Raw genomic sequence first — 18904 nt, 5'->3', positions numbered from 1 at the left:
GAGTCGGTGTGGACAACGCAGGAGCGGCAAGGTTGGTAGCCGGTGTCCGCTCCTGCGCCTCACGAAACCATTGCGCCGCAACAAGACGTGCGGCATCGCCACGTGACCTAGCAAGATCACGCGCTTTGTCTAAAAAGGACTAGAGGACGTCACTCAGCCTTGAGCGCTTCCCCCTTCTCACGCTCACGCTTCGCCCAGTACAACGCCTCGTGGTGATGCCCCCGGTCGATCTCCGCGACCTGGCGGTACACCTCCGCCGACCGCAGGTAGAAGGTCCGCCAACGCGACAGCGCGGCATCCGGCGCGGGCATGACCTTCCCCAACGCCTCATGCGCTTCCTTGAGCGTCCGCGCCGCCAAGGCAGCCTCCCAGGCGTCAGACCTCTTCCGCTGCGCCATCACCCGCCCCCTCCGCCAGCGCGTGACGCCCACCAGCCGCCTCCAGCCGCTCAGCGACCTTCCAAGCCTCGCGCGACAGCTCCCGACAGAACCGGGCCAGAACTTCCCGACCGCCAGGGAACGGCGGAACCTGCACCGTCAGGTTCACCGGGTCCAGGTAGATCATCAGCGTCGGCAGTCCGTTCGCCATGACGAGGGAAGCCGCCGCCGCGTGCCCCGGCGTGGCGACCATGTTCACGCTCATGCCTGGTCACCACCTTCAGCCAGCGCAGCCGCCGCCTGGTCCAGCGCGAGCCGCAACCGCCCCAACGCCGCCAAGTCGATGACCAACACGGCCGGGAATGCCTTGCCGAAGCGGATCTCCACCCGGTCCGCGTACTTCAGCGGCACCGGCCGAATCGGCAGGTCAGCCGTCACGTGCAACCGCACCATGTCCGCCACCACGCGGTCACGCGGCCTTGGTCGAAGTCTTGACGACGACTGGCTTCATGGCCGACGCCCGCAGGCTGTACCCGAGCTTCGCCCGGCACCGGTGCCGCTCACCCCCGTGGCTGCCCCGGCAAGCCTTGTCATCGATCCAGGGCGTCACCGTCAGCCCCTCGAACACCACCGGCCGCACGTCCGTCCCCGGAATCGCCTCCGGCGGAACCGGCTGGTGCGGAGCCGCGATCTTCACCGTCACCACCGCGTCGGCCTTGCGCTCCGCCGCCTGGTCGATCACCAACACCGACCACACCAACAGCCCGGACTCCTTGTCCGTCTCCTGCTGCACCGGCATCCCCTTCGCCCGCTCCTCGGCGGACTGGAACTTCAGCACCGGCTCAACACCCATCACCAGCGCACCACGCGGGAAGACGAAGTCATGCGTCGTGGGGAGCCTGCTCCCACCCGTGATCGCCACCGTCGTACTCCTCTTCAACGGCGTCGGCCGGGCCGTCTGCCCGGCATCTCGACAACGACCACTCTCCGCAAATCAGCGGGACGCAAGCACCGCATAGCGGGACTTCCAAGGACGTCTGAGGTACGTTGAAGACGTCCCTACTCGTCTCCACCTGGGGGTCTACATGGCCAACGAACGTCTACGCGAAGCCCTCCTCCGCAACGGCCTGGACCTCGACCACGTCGCCCGCGCAACCGGCGTAGACCCCAAGACCGTCGAGCGCTGGATCACCAAAGGCCGCATCCCCTACCCGCGCCACCGCCACACCATCGCCTCGATGGTCCGCGAGACCGAGAACTACCTCTGGCCCGACGCAGTCGCCACCGAACGCAAGGCCGAGATCGCCGAATCCGAGGTCGTCAAGGTCTACCCCCACCGCAACAACGTTCCCGCGGACCTCTGGGACCGCCTCCTCAACGACGCCACCGAGCACATCGAGGTCCTGTCCCTAGCGGCCCTGTTCCTGGTCGAAAGGCCCACCTTCGCCAAGGAGCTACGCACCAAAGCCGAGAACGGCACCCGCGTCCGCCTCCTCTTCGGCGACCCCGCCGCACGCGAAGCAGCCCGCCGCAGCGAGGAGGAGCAGCTAGGCAAGGGCACCGTCGCCGCCCGCATCCGCAACGCCCTGGCGTTCGTACGCCCGCTGGCCGAGGTCCCAGGCATCGAGGTCCGCCTACACAAGACGACCCTCTACAACTCCGTCTTCCGCTTTGACGACGAGATGATCGTCAACACCCACGTCTACGGTTTCCCCGGTGCCCACGCCCCGGCCCTACACCTGCGCCGACTGTCTGCCGGCGACCTCTTCGAGACCTACTCCGAGAGCCTGGAGACCGTCTGGGCCGGCGCGAAGCGCGCCACCTTCTGACAAGGTCGAACCATGAGCCGGACCGACTACCTCAACGACCCGAACGCCCCGAAGCCCAACAGCATCCGGGTAGCCGTCAGCGCCATCGTCCAGGACCCCACCGGCCGCCTCCTGATGATCCGCCGCACCGACAACGGCAAGTACGCCATCCCCGGTGGCGGCCAGGACGTGGGCGAAACCCTCGCCCAAGCTGTCGTGCGCGAGGTCGAGGAGGAAACCGGCATCCACGTAGAGGTCACCGGCCTGGTCGGCCTGTACTCCAACCCCAACCACGTCATCGCCTACGACGACGGAGAGGTCCGCCAGGAGTTCTCCATCTGCTTCCGCGCTCAACCCACCGGGGGCGAGCTGCGCACAAGCAACGAGTCCAAGGAAGTCCTCTGGGTCGAACCCGACCGCCTACCCGACCTAGACATCCACCCGTCGATCCGCCTACGCATCGAACACGGCCTAAGCAACCACACCGAGCCCTACTTCACCTGACCTCAATCCCAGCGGCCCGCAACCGAGCCTCCGTACGCTCCACCGCCGCCACCAACTCAGGCTCCGCCTGGCGAATGAAGAACGTCACCAGGTCTTCCGGCCCATACCGCGCCTGAATCTCCGCGATACGCTCACGCACCCCGGTCGTGTCCCCGTCTGGCCCGGTGGTCATGTCCGCCCACCACAGCGCATCCCGCAGCGGTGTCTGCTCGTCCACCCAACGCGCCAGCTCAGCCGAGCACCCTCTCAACTCTGCCTCCCGATAGGCACAGGAGTGATGAGCCACAAGCGCACACAACCGCTCAGGAAACCCCTGGTCTTCGAGGTACCGCGCCCCATCAAGCGGATGAAATCCAGTCTCTGCGATCTCCGGCGCGTACCCCATATCGTGAAGAACAGCCGCAGCCGTCAACAGCTCCCGTTCCGCTTCCGGAACGATCCCAGCCGCCACCCCAGCCCGCTTAGCAACCCCCTGCACATGCGCCCACCGCCGAGGCAACGACAAGGCAAGCCGACCTTCAGCCACCGAGGAGGCCCGCGCGACCAGATCCACACCCACACCCTAGGCAGACCGTTCGCGCTGCAACACTACGACGGCACCCAACCTGCTGCGTTGCCGAATTCCGCTCTACGGGATCAAGGCGCGCCGCCTGCGGCAACGCGCAGCCAGTCCCGCCCCACGTCTGCACCGACTCCCGCATCGCGGCACGCCGGGCTCCCGCTCCGCTCCGCCCGTCGGCCGCGCGCGGAGTCGGTGCACGTGGCCGGGAAGGCGACGCGCCACACAGACCCGAACTGCCCCCAGGCTACTTCCAGCCACCAGGCTCCGGACGATCGCGCGGTCACACAGCTTCCAGCGCTGGGCACGGCGATCGGCTGCCGCGACGGCTTCGCCATCTTGCCAACGGGCCGTGCTCATACCGGCCCAATCCAGCCGAGAGCGCGAACAGCAGCTAAAACAAGTTCTTCGTCAAAGCCCTCACACCTTCGAGGAGCTCCTTAACGTCCTCCCCCTTAGGCTCCACATCTTTACTGTGACTGCACGCATTACGAACATCTGCCAAATATTGAACTTTGCGCCAATGTGCAACACTGATCACATCTGCCGACTTAAGCGCATCATTGTAGTCCGCAATAGTGGGATTTTTCTTGGAAGGCTTGAGATCATGACGTTGAACAACAACCTTCAAATGGGACTCAAGAACGACTCCGGCCAAGGCCCCTGCAGCGCGGACGAATCCGCGCTTCAACAGCTCCCCGGCCGCATCGATTTCATTATCGAACAGATCAGCCTGAAGCACTGTCTTTAGGTCATACAACGAACTGTCGAACCTATTCACAAGCGACTCGACAATGCGCACCTGTTGTTGGAACTTTCCGAACGCGGCATCGAGCCCCACAACCACCTCGCCCAGACGACGGACTTGCAACCGCTGCAGGTAGTCACTTACAGTGTAGTTTTCGTAATTTACTTCCTTTCTTGCTCGACGAGGCTTGTAGTAGTCGATGAAGTCCTCGACCCTGGACGGCAGAAGCTGCATCAGCGTTACCAGCGCCTCCGAATACCACGATTGATAGCCCCTACTGAACTCAACCTTGTCCTTGAGGTTCAAATGTTCACGAACCTCTTTCACTTTCTCCGGGTGAATTTCAACAAGAAGCGCGATCTCTAGTCGCACTCCCGTCTTCACAAGTTTTTTCACATCTTGTTGAAGCTTTTCTACGTTCATGCCCTCAATCTACAACAGAAGATTCCGAACCGAGGCGTGACACGGCGACCTTGGGAACGAATGCAGCCACACATCTGCCCAGCCCGCCAACAGACGAGGGCGCGCGACGGCTCCAACCGCAGGGCGCTTCGACCGCTGACAGTCCCACGACGTCTGAGCAGCTACCCACCCTGGATGTCAGGCCTGCCAACAGTGCCCGCCCGCCAATCATGCGATTAGCGTGCGATAGGCCCAGGTCGAACAGGGTCATTGGCGGTCAACCACAACCCGCTTGAACGCAGGTGAGCGGCCGTGGGCTGGGGTTGACGCCGCACTTCCAAGCTGGTCATGCGGGTTCGATTCCCGTCACCCGCTCTGTCTCGTCACCGCTGGTAGTCACCTCGTAGACCGTCCTTTGTGGACGGTCTTTTGCTTGTCCCGACCCCCGCTTTCCCGAGTCCGGTCGGTGGGGAGTTGGGCAGGAGCTCGGGGTCGCGCCGCTCGTCGATCAGGCCAAGGGCGCCGAGTGCCAGCGCCGGGGTGGTTCGGTGGCCGGTCTGGAGGGATGGGGCCGTCCGGTTGGGATCGCCTTCACTCGGGTGGGTGGCTTGGCGGGCGGAATGGGGTGGGGGTCGTAGCGTGGGGTGGCATGGTGACATGGGTTGCGCAAGAGACCGCTGACGACGCCCTTGGGATTGGGGTGTTGTTGTTCCTCGTCGGGCTTGCGGTGGCGTTGTTCGTGTTGTGGGTGGCGGCCGTGGTGTCTGTGTTGCGGCATCCCCGGTTGACGGGCGGGGGCAAGTTCCTGTGGATCGTGGTGATCTTCGGGTTCCCGCTCCTTGGCAGCATCGGGTGGTTCGTGGCGGGTAAGGACGCTCAGTTGGTGAAGACGCCGGTGGCGCCGCCGATGATGTGAGCCATGAGACTCGACCAGTTTGTCGTGGACTGCCTTGAACCTGCCAGGCTCGTCCGGTTCTGGGCGGGGTTGTCGGGTGGCGAACCGGTGCTGCGGGGGCAGGGGTGGGCGCATGTCCAACCACCCGGGTGGCCGCGGATCTCGTTTCAGCCGGTGCCGGAGGGGAAGGCCGTGAAGAACCGGCTGCACCTGGACATCCTGGTGGACGACATTCCGGCGGCCGTGGCCAAGGCGGAGGGGTTGGGGGCGCGAGCGGTGGGGGGCGTGGTGACGGACGAGCAGGGGAGTTTCCAGGTGTTGCAGGACCCCGAGGGGAACGAGTTCTGCTTCGTCCACCCTTAGGTGGTGACGGCGCGCCACAGGGCCTCGCCGAAGCGGATGGCCAGCAGCACCATGAGGAACCCGATCCCGAACGTCACCAGGCATCTCACGATCAGTCGCAGCTTTCCGCGCGTCATCGGCACAGTGTGCGCCCTACGATGTCGCCGTGACCGCGGATTGCCTGTTCTGCCGCATCGTCGCGGGCGAGGTGCCTGCGAAACCGGTCCTCGAAACCGACACGGTGTTGGCGTTCCACGACATCAACCCCCAAGCCCCCACGCACGTCCTGGTGATCCCCAAGGAGCACTTCCCGGCCGCGGGCGACATGGACCCGGCGACCGCCGGCGAAGTGCTGCGGGTGGCGCACCTGGTGGCCAAGGCGGAAGGGGTGGCCGAGGACGGGTACCGGCTGGTGTTCAACACCGGGCGCAACGGTGGGCAGACGGTCTTCCACGTGCATTGCCACGTGTTGGGTGGTCGCCAGTTGAACTGGCCGCCGGGGTGACCAAGCCGGGGTGACCGAAGGGTCAGCCCGTCGCGGCGGCTACGGCGGTCCGCAGGGCGCGGACCACGGACAGGTCGCCCTCGACGGACAGCTCCGACTCCGGCACCCTCCCCCACAGCCACAGGTCCACCGCCGACGCCGAACCGGACACCACCGCCGCGGGATCGGCCGTGGCGCAGAAGTCCACGACGTGTTCGTGCAGGGCGACGGTCCACTCACGGCCCGGCACGCGAAGCGTGATGGCCAGGCCGTCGCGGTGCGCCGCGGGCGGTAAGTGGCAGCCGAGCCACAGGCGCAGGACCTCCTCGATGCCGTCCACGGCCAGGGCGTGGTCCAGCGGCGCGGCCAGTCCTGCCGCCGCCTGGGCGTCCACGCGGTGCACGGCCGTCTCGTGCGCCATGCGCCGCAGCCAGAACCCGAGCGTGCGGTCCCAGGGACACCACGTCGCGGCGGGTTCCGAAGCGCGGGCCGGGTCGAGCACGGCGATCAGGGAGGCCGCCCCGATCCGGTACCAGTCCACGGGGTCGGCGCCGTTCGGGTCCCGCGGCCACTCCCTCGGCCGGCTCCCCCGCGTCACCCACCGGGTCACCAGGCGGTGCACCGAGCCGACGTGCCGGACCAGGTCGTCCACGGTCATCCCGGGGCACCCCGGCACCGGCCGGTCCCACGGCACGAGGTCCGCCGCCACCGCGAGCGCCGCCGCCTCGGTCCGGAGTGCGCCGCCCAGCGCGTGCGGGTCCACCCGTGCAGCATGTCCGAGCCCGTCCTCCCGACGCGACCCCTGAAAGAAACCCGTTCGCGCGGACGGACGGGTCGGCGTATGAAGAACGGTCATGGCGCTCACCCTCCGCACGCTCCGGCACGACGAGCTGGCCACCTACCAGCACGTCTTCAACCAGGCGTTCCTGTCCGACGACCGCGAAGGCTTCATGGAGCGCTGGCGGGACATCTTCGAACCCGACCGGCACCACGGCGTCTTCGAGGACGGCGAGATGCTCGCCGGCGCGGGCATCCAGACCCGGGAGATCACCGTCCCCGGCGGCGGACCGCGGCCCGTAGCGGCGGTGACCGGGGTGTGCGTGCGGCCGGGCCACCGCCGGCGCGGGCTGCTGACCCGGCTGATGACCGCCCAGCTGCACGGCCTGCACGAGGACGGCCGCGAGGCGATCGCCGCGCTGTGGGCGTCGGAGGCGGGCATCTACGACCGGTTCGGCTACGGCCCGGCGGCCGAGTTCGCCCGGCTGTCGGTGCCCCGGGGCGCGGCGTTCCGGCCGGACGTGGTCACCGGGGACGTGAGGGTCCGCGAGGCGCCCGCCGCCGAGGCGATGCCGCTGATCAAGGCCTGCCACGACCGCATCCGGCCGACCCGGACGGGCTGGCTCAGCCGCACCGACGGCATGTGGAACGCCCACCTCGCCGACGAGGAGCACGACCGCGGCGGCCTCACCGCGTACCGGTACGCGCTGCACCCGCAGGGCTACGCGGTCTACCGGATCAAGGGCGACTGGCAGGACCGCGGCCCGCGCAACGAGCTGCACGTCCGCGAGATCGCCGCCGAGACCGACGAGGCCTACGCCGCGCTCTACCGCTACCTGCTCGACCTCGACATGGTCGGCGAGCTGAAGTTCTTCACCGCCTCCGACGACCCGGTGGTGCACCTGCTGGCCGACCAGCGGCTGGCGCTGCGGTCGCGCACGGACTCGCTGTGGGTGCGGCTGGTCGACGTCGACCGCGCGCTGCCGCTGCGCCGCTACCTGTCGGACGTGGACGCGGTGCTGGACGTGCGCGACGCGTTCTGCCCGTGGAACGCCGGCCGCTGGCGGCTGACCGTGAAGGACGGCGACGCGTCGGTGCGCCGGGTGGACGACGAACCGGACGTCGAGCTGGACGTGCAGGCCCTGGGCGCGGCCTTCCTCGGCGGCACCCGCCTGGCGACCCTGGCCCGCGCGCAGCGGGTGCGGGAACTCACACCGGGCGCCCTCAACGCCCTGTCGCACGCCTTCCTGGGCGACCGCGAGCCGCACTGCCCGGAGGTGTTCTGACCCGGGCCGGGAACCCGGAGCGGCGGTGGGTTCGTTGACAGGGTCGTAACGCCGTCGCTCCCCCGGGAGGCCCCTGTGGACGCCACCATCGTGGTGCTCGTGCTGATCGTCCTGGTCGTGGGCGGCGGTTGGTACCTCGCGAAGACCCGGGCCGCCGCGCGCCAGCGGGAACTGGAAGACGCCCAGGCCGAGGCGCGGCGGTGGGTGGAGCGCCTGGGCGGCCAGGTGATGAGCCTGACCGGCACCGACGTTGCCTCCACCCAGGCCCTGGCCGACGCCTCGGAGCGCTTCACCGCCGCCGGTTCGCAGATGGAGCAGGCGAAGACCCTGGAGCAGTGCCGCCTGGTCACCCAGACCGCGATGGAGGGCCTGTACTACGTCCGCGCCGCCCGGACCGCCATGGGCATGGACCCCGGCCCCGAACTCCCGGACCTCAACGGCCAGGGCCGCGCGGGCAAGGTCTCCGAGGACCGGCAGGTCACCGTGCAGGGCCACAACTACGCGGCTTCTCCCCACCCCGGCGCGGGCACGCCGCACTACTACCCGGGCGGGATGGTCGCCGGCCGGCCGGTGCCGCAGGGCTGGTACAGCGAGCCGTGGTGGAAGCCCGCGCTGGTCGCGGGTGTGTGGGGCGTGGGCACGTTCCTGCTGTTCGACGCCATGTTCACGGGCATGGCTGGGGTCGCCATGGCGGACGCCTACTCGGACGGGTACGCCGACGGCATGGCCGCGGACGGCGGGGACGCCGGTGGCGACGTGGGCGGGGACATGGGTGGCGACTTCGGCGGCGGCATGGACTTCGGCGGCTTCGACATCTAGCCCGATCCAGCCGAACGCCCCGCTGCCGACACACCGGCAGCGGGGCGTTCGTTCAAAGCGCGACTAGACGGACTGGGTGCGCAGGACGGAGACGGCGGCTCCGCGCGCGCCGAACCACTGCTCCAGCTCCGACCCGTCCAACTTCACTCCCGGCACGACCTCCACCGGCCCCCGCACGGTCCCCCGCATCCCCGTCACCGTCGCGTCCACCAGCACCGCGTCCAGCAACGACGTGGACTCCACCACCGCGTCGGACAGGTTGGCGCGGCTGAAGTCGGCGCGCAGGAACGTGGCGCCGGCCAGGGTGGCGCGGGTCAGGTCGGCTTCGGTGAACCTGGCGTCGGTCGCGTCGGCCTTCCTCAGGTTCGCGCCGACCAGGGTGGCCCGGACGAAGCTCGCGCCCCGCACCACCGCGCGCACCAGGTCCGCGTCGGTGAGGTCGGCGCGGATGAAGCGGGTCCCCTCGCAGTGGGCGGCCCACAGCTCGATGCCGCGCAGCGTGGTGTCGGCCAGGTTGGACCGGCTGAACCACGACTCCACGAACGGGCCGCCGGACAGGTCCGCGCCGCGCAGGTCGAGGTCCAGGGCGTACAGCGGCTGGGACGGGTCGCCCAGCCAGTCGCGGAACGCCTCGGCGCCCTCGGCGGAGGTGGGCCAGCGCGGCGGCTGCCACTGGTCACGGGTACCAGATGATGCGGTCACCCCAGCCCTCCTTCGCGACGACGGCCTTCATGTTCTCGATGTCGGCGGCGCTGGCGTTCCGCGTGTCCATGATGACGTTACGCCCATCGTTGAACTGGCCCTGGACGGTCTCGCGGAACCACTGCTCGGTGTAGGCGTTGGGGAACGGGCCGCTGTTGCGGACCTTGTCCGGGACGCCGGGGGGCCAGTCGGAGTGGGCGCCCTTCATGTCCCACTTCTGGCCATTGGCGTCCACGAAGTCGCCCCGGTCGGGGATCAGCTTGCCGTCCGCGTCCTTCGGCCGGTCGAACGGGCCGAAGCCGCGTTCCTCCAGGTCCAGCATGACCCGGGCCTCGTCCTGCGAACCGGGGCGGACCTTGCCGTTGTGGTCGGGGTCGCGGGCGACGTCGGCGAAGCGCTCCGAGTTCTTCGCCTCCAGCTCCCTGAGGTGCCGGTCGAGTGCCGCCTTCTCGGCGGGCGTCAGCTCCGGGTGGGGCTGGGACAGGTCCGTGGGCCTGCGGGGCAGGGCCGGGTGCGGGTCGCCGCCCGGCGTCGGGGGCGGCGGGTTGTTGTCGCCGGGGGGCTTGCCCGAGCCCCCGCCGCTGCCGCTCCCGCTGCCGTCGGTCGGCGGGTTGCCCGAGGTGGGCGGGTTGCCCGACGACGGCGGCGGGTTGCTGCCCGAGGTCGGCGCGTCCACGCCGGAGGTGTTCGTGGTGCCGCCGTTGACCTGCGGCGGCTGGGACACGGGGGCACCGGACGTGTTGGTGTTGCCGCCGGTCGGGGTCCCGTCCGTGCCCTGGGGCTTCACGTCGGTGTTGCCGGGCTTCTTCACCGGGTCCGGCGTGCGCGGCGCGCCGGGGCCGTCGGGGGCCTTGCGCAGGGCCTTGAGGCCGCGCTTGATCAGGTCCCACAGCTCGTCCAGCCGGGACAGCAGCGGGCGCAGCTTCGCGATCGACCGCATCAGCAACGTGATCTTGTCGGCGATCTTCGCGACCCACTTGGCGATGATCGACGTCGCCGCCGCCACCACGTGCGGCGTCGCGAAGCCCAGGGTCACCGCCTCCTCGGCCAGCCACTGCGGGATGCGGGCGAGCAGGGTGGCCACGCACTCGGCGATCAGGTCCCGGACCAGGCCGCGGACCGTGCCGACCAGCACGCCGCTGACCTCCACCACCGCGCTGACGATCCCCGCGCAGTTGGCGGCGGCGGTGATGTGGTGGGACTGGTTGGTCACCGAGGCCCGGTAGGCGTCGGCGGCGGGGCCGGTCCAGCCGGCCGTGCCGCGGGTCGCCTCGGCGGTCAGGTCGCCGCCCGCCCGGTTCACCGCCTGGGACACGTTCTGCCACGTCCGCGCGTAGGCCGCGATCTGGTCGCTGTCGCCGGCCAGCCAGTTCAGCGCCTGGCGCAGCGGGCCGACGTGCTCGATCAGCCACGACACCGCGGAGGCCACGATCGAGCCCAGCGGGTCGAGCACGAACGACAGGGCCTCCAGGCCGGTGCCGGCGAGACCGAGCCCGGCCTCCACCCAGGAGCCGTTGCGGACGCCGTTGTACAGGTCCACGGCGGATTCGACGATGCCGATGCCGGTGTAGGACTGCGTCGAGTCCTGGCGCGGCGCGACCAGCGGGTTGTTCATCGGGTCCCGTCCCGGAACGGACGGGTGTTGGTCTGCTCGACGGCGTCGTAGTCGGCGGCGGTGCGCCGGACGCCCGCGATGGTCTCGCCCACCGACCCGGCGACCTCGGTCAACGAGGCGACGCCGGCGTTGGCGATGAACATCATCATCGGCGGCAGCATCGAGCAGGTCTTGCCGTAGGCACTTGCCGACAGGCTGACCTGCCGCGCCGCGTCCACCGCCTGGTTCAACTGGTCCTCCACGCCGCGCAACCGGTCGGCGTGGCCCCGTAACTCGTCGGCGACGACCTCGTAGCCGCTCACGCACACCCCCTACTCGGTGACGGCGGGACCATCCCAGTCCTCGTCGTCCTGGACGGGCCGCCGCGCGGGCGGCGGAGGCGCCGACGGCCGCACCTGGTCCGCCCAGGGCGGGGTGTCGGGCGCAGGCTCCGGGAAACGCTGCCGGTACGACGACACCAGGGCGTCCGCGGTTCCCGGGTCGTCGACGCCGACCGACGTGACGATCGCGGACACCTCGTTCGCGATCCTCGACTGGGCGCGGCGGATGGTGGCCATGATCGAGGCGGCGAGCGTGGCGCCGGAGACCTCGCGGGCCTTGTCGGAGATCTCCAGGTGCTGCAACGCCCCCGAAGCGCCGACGCTGAGCCGCACCAGCCCGTCGCGGGACACCTCGTGCACGGCGACCTCGGCCACCTGCGCGCTCACCTGCTGGTACTTCTCCGCCTTGGCCGCGACGCCGGCCGCCCACCGGGCGATCTCCTGCTCCGTGCGCACCTCGTCGCCGCCGAACACGGGTTCGGTCACCACGGGCCCCCTCTCCTGCACCGGTGATCGTTCCGGGTCCGGCTCGCGTTAGCAGGCTAGGACGGCTGGCAGCCCGGGCACCAGAACAGGTTGCGCCCCACCAGGTCCGCCATCGCCACCGGTGTGCCGCACACCAGGCACGGCAGGCCGGCGCGCCGGTAGACGTAGACCTCGCCGCCGTGCCGGTCCTTGCGCGGCGCGCGGCCGGTGACCTCCGGCAGGTGCTCGGGGCGGACGGTGTCGATGCGGCCGACCTTCACGCCGGCGCGCATGAGCACGACGAGGTCGGCCCACAGGACGCCCCACAGCGCGCGGTCGACCTCGCTGCCCGGCGTGAGCGGGTGAACCCCGTGGCGGAACAGGACTTCCGCCCGGTACACGTTGCCCACGCCGGCCAGAACGGCTTGGTCCATCAGGAGCACGCCGATGGGCTGACGGGACTTGGTGATCTTGGCGAACGCGCGGTCCGGATCGGCGTCGCGGCGCAACGGGTCCGGGCCCAGCCGGCCGCGCAACGCCTTCACCTCGGCGTCGGTCAGCACCTCGCAGCGGGTCGGGCCGCGCAGGTCGGTCCAGTGGGTCTCGCCGACCAGGCGCATCCGGACCTGGCCGACCGGGTCGACCACCGGGTGCGCGAATTCGGTGAAAGTCCCGTACAGGCCCAGGTGTACGTGCACGGTGGCGTCGGGGCCGTAGACGTGGAACAGGTGCTTGCCGTGCGCCTCGGCCTTCTTCAGCACCTGACCGTCCACAGTAGACGCGAGGAACCGGCCCTGCGGGCTGGTGACCTCGACGGCGCGACCGGCGTAGCGGCGGTGGTGCAGGCGGGCGAGTCGGTGGAGGGTGTGGCCTTCAGGCACGGAACGGCACCACCGAACACAGGTGGGTGCGCACGACCGTCCGGGAGTCGCGGCGCAGCAGGCGTTCGGCGAGGTCCACCGCCCGCGCGCGGTCGTGCTTGGCCAGCACGGCGCACAGGTCGGCGAGTTGCAACGCGAGGTCGAAGCCGTGGTCGCCGAACCGGGGGACGGCCGGGGCGCGGAAGGTCTTCATGCGCCGAAGCGCGACCGGGATGGTGGACGGCGGGGACACGACGGTGCAGACGGGCTTGCGCGCAGCCGGCAAGGCCCAGGCGTCGGCCGGGCGCGCCAGGCCGCGCTCGATCGCCTCGACGAGATCCCGCGTCCACTCGGGGGCGTCCACCGCATGGCCGAGCTGCCAGCCGAAGTAGACCTCGTCCGCCCGGCCGAGCATGGCCCGCAGCACGCGCCGGCGGTCCGGCTCGCCGGCCTCGGCCACGAACCGCGCGCCGTCGGCGACCGCGCCGGCCAGCGCCGGGAACGTGCGGTCGCGACCCTCGTTGTCGGTGAGCATCCCGTGCCACGGGGAGTTCCGGCCCTGCTCGACCGTCGCCGCGACCACCGGGTACACCGGGGCGTGGCCCCACGACGTGAGCGCCAGCAGGGCCAGGTAGCGGTGGTAGCGGCCGGCGGCGTCGTCCACCAGCACCGACCGCAGCCCCGGCACCCGTTCCAGGTACCGGGGCTCGTCGGCCGCCGCCTCGATGACCGTCTCGGGGTCCGCCAACCGCGCGCCGTCGAGATCGGTGAACAGCAGGTCTCGGATCATCGGTGTCGTCGGCTCAGGGCAGCGGCGGGGCCTCGCGGGTGCGCTCGTACTCGCTCATGATCGCGATGCGGCGAGCGTGGCGGGGCTGGCCGGAGAACGGGGTGGCGAGGAACGCCTCGACGATCTCCACCGCCTCCTCGGTGCTGTGCATCCGCGCGCCGAGGCCGATGAGCTGGGCGTCGTTGTGCTCGCGGGCGAGCTTCGCGGTCTCCACGCTGTAGGCCAGCGCGGCCCGGGCGCCGGGCACCTTGTTGGCCGCGATCTGCTCGCCGTTGCCGGAGCCGCCGATCACGACGCCCAGGCTGCCCTCGTCGGCCACCACGCGGCGGGCCGCGTCGATGCAGAACGGCGGGTAGTCGTCCTCGGCGTCGTACTCGTCGGGGCCGACGTCCACCACGTCGTGGCCGGCGGCGGCCAGGTGCTTCGCGAGGTGGGCCTTCAGCTCGAAGCCCGCATGGTCGGATCCCAGGTAAACACGCACGTCCCGGGAGTCTGCCATCCTTGTTCGAGTGTTCGGACAAGAGGGTTCCCAGCTCAGGCTGGAGTGGGGTGACGAGGGCGTCACGGCGCTCGGCGGGCTTTGCGCCGTGCTGGTGATCGTCGACGTCCTGTCGTTCAGCACCGCCGCCGACATCGTGGTGAGCCGGGGCGCCGCACTGCGCCCGGTGCGCTGGACCGACCGCGAACAGGCCGCGCGACCCGCGGACCCGAGCTGGTCACTGCGCCCGTCGTCGCTGGTGGACATGCCCGCGGGCACGCTGTTGGAGCTGCCGTCGCCCAACGGGGCCACGCTGTGCGACCTGGCCGTGTCCACCGGTTCGGTGGTCCTGGCCGGCTGCCTGCGCAACGCCCGCGCGGTCGCCCTGGCCGCCCGCGAGCTGGCCCAGGGCGGCCCGATCGGGGTCATCCCGGCCGGGGAACGATGGGGTGTGGACATCAACAGCCCGAAGACCGCCCACCGCGGACCGCTGCGGCCTGCGATCGAGGACCTGGTCGGCGCGGGTGCGGTGATGGCCACACTGCTCGGCTACGGGTCCGCGTCGGTCGAGGCGTGCGTGGCGGCGGAGGTGTTCGCGCGGGCGCCGGTCGAGGACATCGTGGCGGGGTGCGTGTCCGGGCGTGAGCTGGTCGCGGCGGGGCACGCGGGGGATGTGGAGCTGGCGTCGCAGGTGAACGTGAGCACCGCCGTGCCGCGTTTGGTGGACGGTGTGCTGCGGGCCTGAAATCAGGTGTTGCGGGCTATCCAGGCAGCCAATTCCACTCGATTGGCGACGCCCGTCCTGGTGAAGATGGCGGTCAGGTGGTTCTCCACGGTCGACACCGACAGGTGCAGCCGGGTCGCGATGACGTGGTTGGGGTGGCCGGCCGCGACCAGTGATGCGATTTCCCGCTGCCTGGTGGTGAGGTTCGGTAAGGCGGCTCGGCGGATTTGTGGGCGTAGGGCGAGGGCGTAGACCTCGTCTCTGTCGTCCATGGCGGTGCCGCGTTCGAATGCCTGCTGGAAACGGGTTTCGCCGAGTTTCGCCACCACGGTTTCGCGGGCCTTTTCGCGTTGCCCGCGGAACGGCACCAGGCCGCCGATCGCGACACCGGTCGCCTCCTGCAAGCCCACGGCCGCGCCCAGCAGCTCCGCGATCGACTCCAGCACACCCGCCGCCGACGTGTCGCGTTCGGCCACGGCCGCCAACGCCCAGGCGATCGCCTCGGTGGACCACGTGCTCCCCCACTGCTCGCGCAGTCCGACCTGGGTCTCCAGGCTCTCGCGGAACCACGCGACAGCCTTCGACGGATCACCGTGGCGCAGCGGGACCAGGCCACACGCCCACCGGGCCCAACTCGTGGCCCACGCCGCACCTGCGGCCTGGGCGTCGGCCAGGCAGTCCTCGGTGGCGGCGGTGCCGGTGGGTTCGTCGCCGTGGAAACCGGCGGCCAGGGCTCGGATCAGCTTGAACTGGCCGCGGTCGCCCGGGGCGTCGGCGAGGTCGACGGCCCGGGTCAGCAGGGCTGTGCCGCGCGGGTCGTCGTCCACGAGCATCGCCCACGCGCCTTCGAGGAAGACCACGGGCGCGACCTCCGCCGGGCCGACCAGTTCCCGGCAGTGGTCCAGGGCGGCTCGGGCGGTGTCCTGCGAGCCCTGGCACAGGGCGATCCAGCCCAGGGTCGCGGTCGCGCCCACGCGTTCCGGGGACGGCCGGACCGGGGCCAGGTCCAAAAGCGTCGACAGCCAGGTGCGGAACTCGCCCAACAGGGCGTGGAAGAACTGGGCGCGGAGGCGGCCGAGGTCGGTGAGGAGGCCCAAGCCGAGTTCGGCGCGGTCGGGGGCGGTGGCGCAGTGGTTCAGGGCGGCGCGGAAGTTGGGCAGCTCGGCGTGGGCGGCGCGGAGCAGGGTCACCTCGTCGGGCGAGTACCAGTCGGCGGCGTAGCGGGCGGCGAGGGCGCGGAAGTAGCCGAGGTGGGCGTCGCGGACCCGGTCCTGCTCGCCCAGGGCGGCCAGCCGGCGGCGGCCGTGTTCGCGGATCGGTTGGAGCTGGTGGTAGCGGCCGTCGTGGCCGGTGTCGACCAGGGACCGCGCCACCAGGTCCGCGAGCAGGTCCATGACCTCGTGCTCCGCGATCCCGTCGCCGGCGCAGACCTGTTCGGCGGCGTGCAGCGTGAACCCGCCCGCGAACACCGAGACCCGTGCCAGCAGCCGCTGCTGCTCGGGCGAGCACAGGGCGTAGGACCAGTCCAGGGTCTGCTCCAGCGTCCGGTGGTGGCTGCGGACGCGGCGGGTGCGGGTGGCCAGGAGGCGGCCACCGTCCAGGCGGTCGAGGACGTCCCGGGGCGCCATGCCGCCGCCGAGTCGGACCGCGATCAGCTCCAGCACCAGGGGCAGACCGCTGGACCACTCGACGAGTTCGGCCAGCGCGTCCCGGGTGGCGGGGGTCGAGGGGGTGATGTGGCGGCCGGCGGACTCGGCGCGGCGCAGCAGCAGGCGCATGGCGTCGGAGATCTCGTCGGAACCGCCGTCCAGCGACAGCGGTGGCACGACGACCGTCCGCTCGCCCGCGATGCCCAGGTGGTGCCGGCTGGTGGCCAGCACCCGCACGCCCGGGGCCTCCTCCAGCAGCACCGCGCACAGGTCGCCCGCCGCCTCGGCCAGGTGCTCGCAGTTGTCCAGCACCAGCAGCAGCTCGCGGTCCCGCAACTGGTCGACCAGCACGTCCACCGGGTCGGCGCTGGACTGGTCGGTGATGCCCACCGCGTGCACGACCGCCCGGTGCAGCTCCTCCGCGCGGGTCGCGTCACCCAGTCGGGCCACCGCGACGGTCCAGGGGCGCCGGTCGCGGCACTGCCGGGCGACCTCCAGCGCGAGCACCGTCTTGCCGACGCCGCCGGGGCCGGCGAGCGTCACCACCCGGTCCGGCCCGAGCACGTGGCCGGTGGTCTCGGCGACCAGCGCGTCCCGGCCGACCAGCTCGGTCACGGGTGCGGGCAGTCCGGTCCGCGTCCGTCCTGTCGTCATCGTCCCCCCACCGCCTCCCAGGAGGCCGACGCCGAAGCTTAGGGGACCCCCGGTTCGCGGGACTGCGGAGTTCCCGGGTACCGGCCGCGCGGCGGTCGCGGGAGAGTGGGCCGCGTTCCTCTCCCGAGGACAACGCACGGTCGTGCCATCCGGACTGCTCTCCCCTAGCGCTCTCCCGGTGGCCGACCGCGGGGGGCTGTGATCGGGGTCTCGCGGGCCGTCCCAACCCGCTGAGACCCCGATCGACACGTCACCGCCGGCTCGAACCGACGGCGCGCCGTCACCTCTGGACGGACTTGACCTCGGTGAACTCGTCCAGCCCGAACCGCCCGAACTCGCGGCCGTTGCCGGACTGCCGGTACCCGCCGAACGGCGCGCTGGTGTTGAACGCCGCCCCGTTGACGTCCACCTGCCCGGTGCGCAAGCGCTTGGCGACGGCCAGCGCCCGGTCGGTGTCGGCGGAGAACACCGCGCCGCCCAACCCGTAGACGGTGCTGTTGGCGATCCGCACGGCATCGCCCTCGTCGGTGTACGGCATGACCGACAGCACCGGCCCGAAGATCTCCTCCTGCGCGATCGCCATGTCCGGCGTCACCGAGCCGAAGACGGTCGGCGTGACGTAGAAGCCGCGTTCAGCGGGCGCGCCCGGCCCGCCCTGGGCGAGCGTGGCGCCCTCCTCGACACCGCGCCGGATGTAGCCGACGACGCGGTCCCGCTGCGCGGCGGACACGGCCGGGCCGAGGCGGGTGGTGGCCAGCGCCGGGTCGCCCGGCTCGTACTTGGCTGCGGCCGCGGCGGCGATCTCCAGGGCCTCGTCGTGCCGCTCGGCGGGCACCAGCAGCCGGGTCCACGCGCTGCACGCCTGGCCGTTGTTCATGAACGCGTTGGCCACGCCGATCTTCACCGCGCGCGTCAGGTCGGCGTCGTCCAGCACGACGTTGGCCGACTTGCCGCCCAGTTCCAGCGCGACCCGCTTGACCGTCTCGGCGGCCAGCGCCGCCACTCGCCGGCCCGCCCGCGTGGACCCGGTGAACGACACCATGTCCACCAGCGGGTGCGCGGCCAGCGCCTCGCCGACGACCGGCCCCGTGCCGTGGACCAGCGAGAACGCCCCGTCCGGCACGCCCGCCGCGCGCAGCACCTCGGCCAGCAGGTCCGCGGTGAACGGCGCCAGTTCGCTGGGCTTGAGCACGACCACGCTGCCCGCCGCGAGCGCCGGCACCACCTTGGCCACCATCTGCTGGAGCGGGAAGTTCCACGGCGTGATCGCGCCGACCACGCCGACCGGCTCGCGCAGCACCAGCGAGTTGCCGATCTCCTCGCCCGCGAAGTACCCGTCGTCCAGCGCGTCGGCCACGCCCCGGGCGATGCCGACCGGGTTCGGGACCTGCACCTTCCGGGCGAACGTGATGGGCGTGCCCATCTCCGTGGTCATGGTCGAGGCCAGGTCCTCGGCCCGGGCCTCCAGCTCGTCGGCGATCCGCCGGACGATCTTCGCGCGCTCCTCGACCGGGGTCGCCGACCACCCGTCGAAGGCGGCGGAAGCCCTGGTCACGGCGTTGTCCACGTCCTGCGGGGTGCCCGCGCGGACGGTACCGACGACCTCTTCGGTGGCCGGGTTCACGACCTCGATCATGACGCTCCTG

Annotated in this window: 24 protein-coding genes; 8 read left to right on the top strand and 16 right to left on the bottom strand. The window is 70.8% G+C overall.

The window, feature by feature from the left end; genetic code table 11:
• Window positions 1-149: 149 nt before the first annotated feature.
• Genes RIN75_RS21845 through RIN75_RS21830 form a run of 4 tightly spaced genes read right to left on the bottom strand, consistent with a single transcriptional unit; the run spans window position 150 to window position 1299 of the window.
• Window positions 150-398 (bottom strand): AMED_5909 family protein, encoded by a 249-nt coding sequence (locus RIN75_RS21845; protein ID WP_309113849.1) that lies wholly within the window; start codon window positions 396-398, stop codon window positions 150-152.
• A complete protein-coding gene (locus tag RIN75_RS21840) occupies window positions 376-642 on the bottom strand; it encodes a hypothetical protein (RefSeq protein ID WP_309113848.1) in 267 nt (88 codons plus the stop codon). Before RIN75_RS21840 ends, RIN75_RS21845 begins: the two co-directional genes overlap by 23 nt.
• Window positions 639-830: a hypothetical protein gene (locus RIN75_RS21835; protein WP_309113847.1), complete on the bottom strand. Its 192-nt coding sequence runs from the start codon at window positions 828-830 to the stop codon at window positions 639-641. The genes RIN75_RS21840 and RIN75_RS21835 overlap by 4 nt, the downstream gene beginning before the upstream one ends.
• A gap of 16 nt (window positions 831-846) precedes the next feature.
• Complete coding sequence (locus RIN75_RS21830; RefSeq protein ID WP_309113846.1) at window positions 847-1299, bottom strand: hypothetical protein; 453 nt, start codon at window positions 1297-1299, stop codon at window positions 847-849.
• 163 nt (window positions 1300-1462) lie between these two features.
• Between RIN75_RS21830 and RIN75_RS21825 the strand changes: the two genes are divergently transcribed.
• Complete coding sequence (locus RIN75_RS21825) at window positions 1463-2206, top strand: DUF5919 domain-containing protein (RefSeq protein ID WP_309113845.1); 744 nt, start codon at window positions 1463-1465, stop codon at window positions 2204-2206.
• Between the two features lie 12 nt (window positions 2207-2218).
• Window positions 2219-2689 carry an NUDIX domain-containing protein gene (locus RIN75_RS21820; RefSeq protein WP_309113844.1) on the top strand — a complete coding sequence of 157 codons (471 nt, stop codon included), beginning with the start codon at window positions 2219-2221 and terminating at the stop codon, window positions 2687-2689.
• On the opposite strand, the gene RIN75_RS21815 is transcribed toward RIN75_RS21820, so the two are convergent.
• The gene (locus tag RIN75_RS21815; RefSeq protein ID WP_309113843.1) at window positions 2682-3242 is read right to left on the bottom strand and encodes an HD domain-containing protein; all 561 of its coding nucleotides are present in this window, start codon (window positions 3240-3242) and stop codon (window positions 2682-2684) included. The two genes, RIN75_RS21820 and RIN75_RS21815, sit on opposite strands and share 8 nt — an antisense overlap.
• A 400-nt stretch (window positions 3243-3642) precedes the next feature.
• Complete coding sequence (locus RIN75_RS21810; protein ID WP_309113842.1) at window positions 3643-4419, bottom strand: hypothetical protein; 777 nt, start codon at window positions 4417-4419, stop codon at window positions 3643-3645.
• Window positions 4420-5047: 628 nt separating this feature from the next.
• Here RIN75_RS21810 and RIN75_RS21805 point away from each other — a divergent pair.
• The 3 genes from RIN75_RS21805 to RIN75_RS21795 all read left to right on the top strand — a co-directional run bounded on the left by RIN75_RS21805 (window position 5048) and on the right by RIN75_RS21795 (window position 6140).
• Window positions 5048-5314, top strand: a complete 267-nt coding sequence (locus RIN75_RS21805; RefSeq protein WP_309113841.1) for a PLD nuclease N-terminal domain-containing protein — start codon at window positions 5048-5050, stop codon at window positions 5312-5314.
• 3 nt (window positions 5315-5317) lie between these two features.
• Window positions 5318-5656, top strand: a complete 339-nt coding sequence (locus RIN75_RS21800) for a VOC family protein (protein ID WP_309113840.1) — start codon at window positions 5318-5320, stop codon at window positions 5654-5656.
• 145 nt (window positions 5657-5801) lie between these two features.
• On the top strand, window positions 5802-6140 hold the full coding sequence (locus tag RIN75_RS21795) for a histidine triad nucleotide-binding protein (RefSeq protein WP_309113839.1): 339 nt from the start codon (window positions 5802-5804) through the stop codon (window positions 6138-6140).
• Window positions 6141-6162: 22 nt separating this feature from the next.
• Here the strand turns inward: RIN75_RS21795 and RIN75_RS21790 are convergent, their stop codons facing one another.
• Window positions 6163-6882, bottom strand: a complete 720-nt coding sequence (locus tag RIN75_RS21790) for a maleylpyruvate isomerase family mycothiol-dependent enzyme (protein WP_309113838.1) — start codon at window positions 6880-6882, stop codon at window positions 6163-6165.
• A 91-nt stretch (window positions 6883-6973) separates the two neighbouring features.
• On the opposite strand from RIN75_RS21790, the gene RIN75_RS21785 reads away from it, so the two are divergent.
• Together RIN75_RS21785 and RIN75_RS21780 are read left to right on the top strand one after the other, a co-directional pair.
• On the top strand, window positions 6974-8182 hold the full coding sequence (locus RIN75_RS21785; protein WP_309113837.1) for a GNAT family N-acetyltransferase: 1209 nt from the start codon (window positions 6974-6976) through the stop codon (window positions 8180-8182).
• Between the two features lie 75 nt (window positions 8183-8257).
• The gene (locus tag RIN75_RS21780; RefSeq protein ID WP_309113836.1) at window positions 8258-9001 is read left to right on the top strand and encodes a hypothetical protein; all 744 of its coding nucleotides are present in this window, start codon (window positions 8258-8260) and stop codon (window positions 8999-9001) included.
• 63 nt (window positions 9002-9064) lie between these two features.
• Here RIN75_RS21780 and RIN75_RS21775 read toward each other — a convergent pair whose 3' ends face one another.
• From RIN75_RS21775 to RIN75_RS21745, 7 genes are read right to left on the bottom strand one after another with little or no spacing between them, the layout of a single operon-like run.
• Window positions 9065-9703 carry a pentapeptide repeat-containing protein gene (locus RIN75_RS21775; RefSeq protein ID WP_309113835.1) on the bottom strand — a complete coding sequence of 213 codons (639 nt, stop codon included), beginning with the start codon at window positions 9701-9703 and terminating at the stop codon, window positions 9065-9067.
• Window positions 9678-11318: a hypothetical protein gene (locus RIN75_RS21770; RefSeq protein ID WP_309113834.1), complete on the bottom strand. Its 1641-nt coding sequence runs from the start codon at window positions 11316-11318 to the stop codon at window positions 9678-9680. The genes RIN75_RS21775 and RIN75_RS21770 overlap by 26 nt, the downstream gene beginning before the upstream one ends.
• Window positions 11315-11620 (bottom strand): type VII secretion target, encoded by a 306-nt coding sequence (locus RIN75_RS21765; protein ID WP_309113833.1) that lies wholly within the window; start codon window positions 11618-11620, stop codon window positions 11315-11317. The genes RIN75_RS21770 and RIN75_RS21765 overlap by 4 nt, the downstream gene beginning before the upstream one ends.
• A 9-nt stretch (window positions 11621-11629) precedes the next feature.
• Window positions 11630-12124 carry a YbaB/EbfC family nucleoid-associated protein gene (locus tag RIN75_RS21760; protein ID WP_309113832.1) on the bottom strand — a complete coding sequence of 165 codons (495 nt, stop codon included), beginning with the start codon at window positions 12122-12124 and terminating at the stop codon, window positions 11630-11632.
• Window positions 12125-12180: 56 nt separating this feature from the next.
• Entirely contained in the window at window positions 12181-12984 is an 804-nt protein-coding gene (locus RIN75_RS21755) for a DNA-formamidopyrimidine glycosylase family protein (RefSeq protein WP_309113831.1), read from the bottom strand.
• Window positions 12977-13753 (bottom strand): hypothetical protein, encoded by a 777-nt coding sequence (locus RIN75_RS21750; protein WP_309113830.1) that lies wholly within the window; start codon window positions 13751-13753, stop codon window positions 12977-12979. The genes RIN75_RS21755 and RIN75_RS21750 overlap by 8 nt, the downstream gene beginning before the upstream one ends.
• A gap of 13 nt (window positions 13754-13766) precedes the next feature.
• Window positions 13767-14234, bottom strand: coding sequence for a ribose-5-phosphate isomerase (locus tag RIN75_RS21745; protein WP_309113829.1), 468 nt, complete (start codon window positions 14232-14234; stop codon window positions 13767-13769).
• 28 nt (window positions 14235-14262) lie between these two features.
• Between RIN75_RS21745 and RIN75_RS21740 the strand changes: the two genes are divergently transcribed.
• Entirely contained in the window at window positions 14263-14976 is a 714-nt protein-coding gene (locus tag RIN75_RS21740) for a 2-phosphosulfolactate phosphatase (protein ID WP_309113828.1), read from the top strand.
• Window positions 14977-14978: 2 nt separating this feature from the next.
• Here the strand turns inward: RIN75_RS21740 and RIN75_RS21735 are convergent, their stop codons facing one another.
• Both RIN75_RS21735 and RIN75_RS21730 read right to left on the bottom strand, forming a co-directional pair.
• Window positions 14979-17258, bottom strand: a complete 2280-nt coding sequence (locus RIN75_RS21735; protein ID WP_309113827.1) for a LuxR C-terminal-related transcriptional regulator — start codon at window positions 17256-17258, stop codon at window positions 14979-14981.
• Between the two features lie 280 nt (window positions 17259-17538).
• Window positions 17539-18894: an aldehyde dehydrogenase family protein gene (locus tag RIN75_RS21730; protein WP_309113826.1), complete on the bottom strand. Its 1356-nt coding sequence runs from the start codon at window positions 18892-18894 to the stop codon at window positions 17539-17541.
• Window positions 18895-18904: the final 10 nt, after the last annotated feature.

Source organism: Saccharothrix sp. (assembly GCF_031180885.1).
Taxonomy (GTDB): domain Bacteria; phylum Actinomycetota; class Actinomycetes; order Mycobacteriales; family Pseudonocardiaceae; genus Actinosynnema.
The sequence above is the reverse complement of the archived record's forward strand: the minus strand, read 5'-3'. Positions and strand labels throughout refer to the sequence as shown.

Bases quoted from the DNA above. Each gene is read 5' to 3' on its own strand.
- RIN75_RS21835 (WP_309113847.1), bottom strand. From the start codon at position 830: ATGGTGCGGTTGCACGTGACGGCTGACCTGCCGATTCGGCCGGTGCCG.
- RIN75_RS21845 (WP_309113849.1), bottom strand. From the start codon at position 398: ATGGCGCAGCGGAAGAGGTCTGACGCCTGGGAGGCTGCCTTGGCGGCG.
- RIN75_RS21840 (WP_309113848.1), bottom strand. From the start codon at position 642: ATGAGCGTGAACATGGTCGCCACGCCGGGGCACGCGGCGGCGGCTTCC.
- RIN75_RS21800 (WP_309113840.1), top strand. From the start codon at position 5,318: ATGAGACTCGACCAGTTTGTCGTGGACTGCCTTGAACCTGCCAGGCTC.
- RIN75_RS21770 (WP_309113834.1), bottom strand. From the start codon at position 11,318: ATGAACAACCCGCTGGTCGCGCCGCGCCAGGACTCGACGCAGTCCTAC.
- RIN75_RS21785 (WP_309113837.1), top strand. From the start codon at position 6,974: ATGGCGCTCACCCTCCGCACGCTCCGGCACGACGAGCTGGCCACCTAC.
- RIN75_RS21750 (WP_309113830.1), bottom strand. From the start codon at position 13,753: ATGATCCGAGACCTGCTGTTCACCGATCTCGACGGCGCGCGGTTGGCG.
- RIN75_RS21730 (WP_309113826.1), bottom strand. From the start codon at position 18,894: ATGATCGAGGTCGTGAACCCGGCCACCGAAGAGGTCGTCGGTACCGTC.
- RIN75_RS21820 (WP_309113844.1), top strand. From the start codon at position 2,219: ATGAGCCGGACCGACTACCTCAACGACCCGAACGCCCCGAAGCCCAAC.
- RIN75_RS21805 (WP_309113841.1), top strand. From the start codon at position 5,048: ATGGTGACATGGGTTGCGCAAGAGACCGCTGACGACGCCCTTGGGATT.
- RIN75_RS21735 (WP_309113827.1), bottom strand. From the start codon at position 17,258: ATGACGACAGGACGGACGCGGACCGGACTGCCCGCACCCGTGACCGAG.
- RIN75_RS21825 (WP_309113845.1), top strand. From the start codon at position 1,463: ATGGCCAACGAACGTCTACGCGAAGCCCTCCTCCGCAACGGCCTGGAC.
- RIN75_RS21810 (WP_309113842.1), bottom strand. From the start codon at position 4,419: ATGAACGTAGAAAAGCTTCAACAAGATGTGAAAAAACTTGTGAAGACG.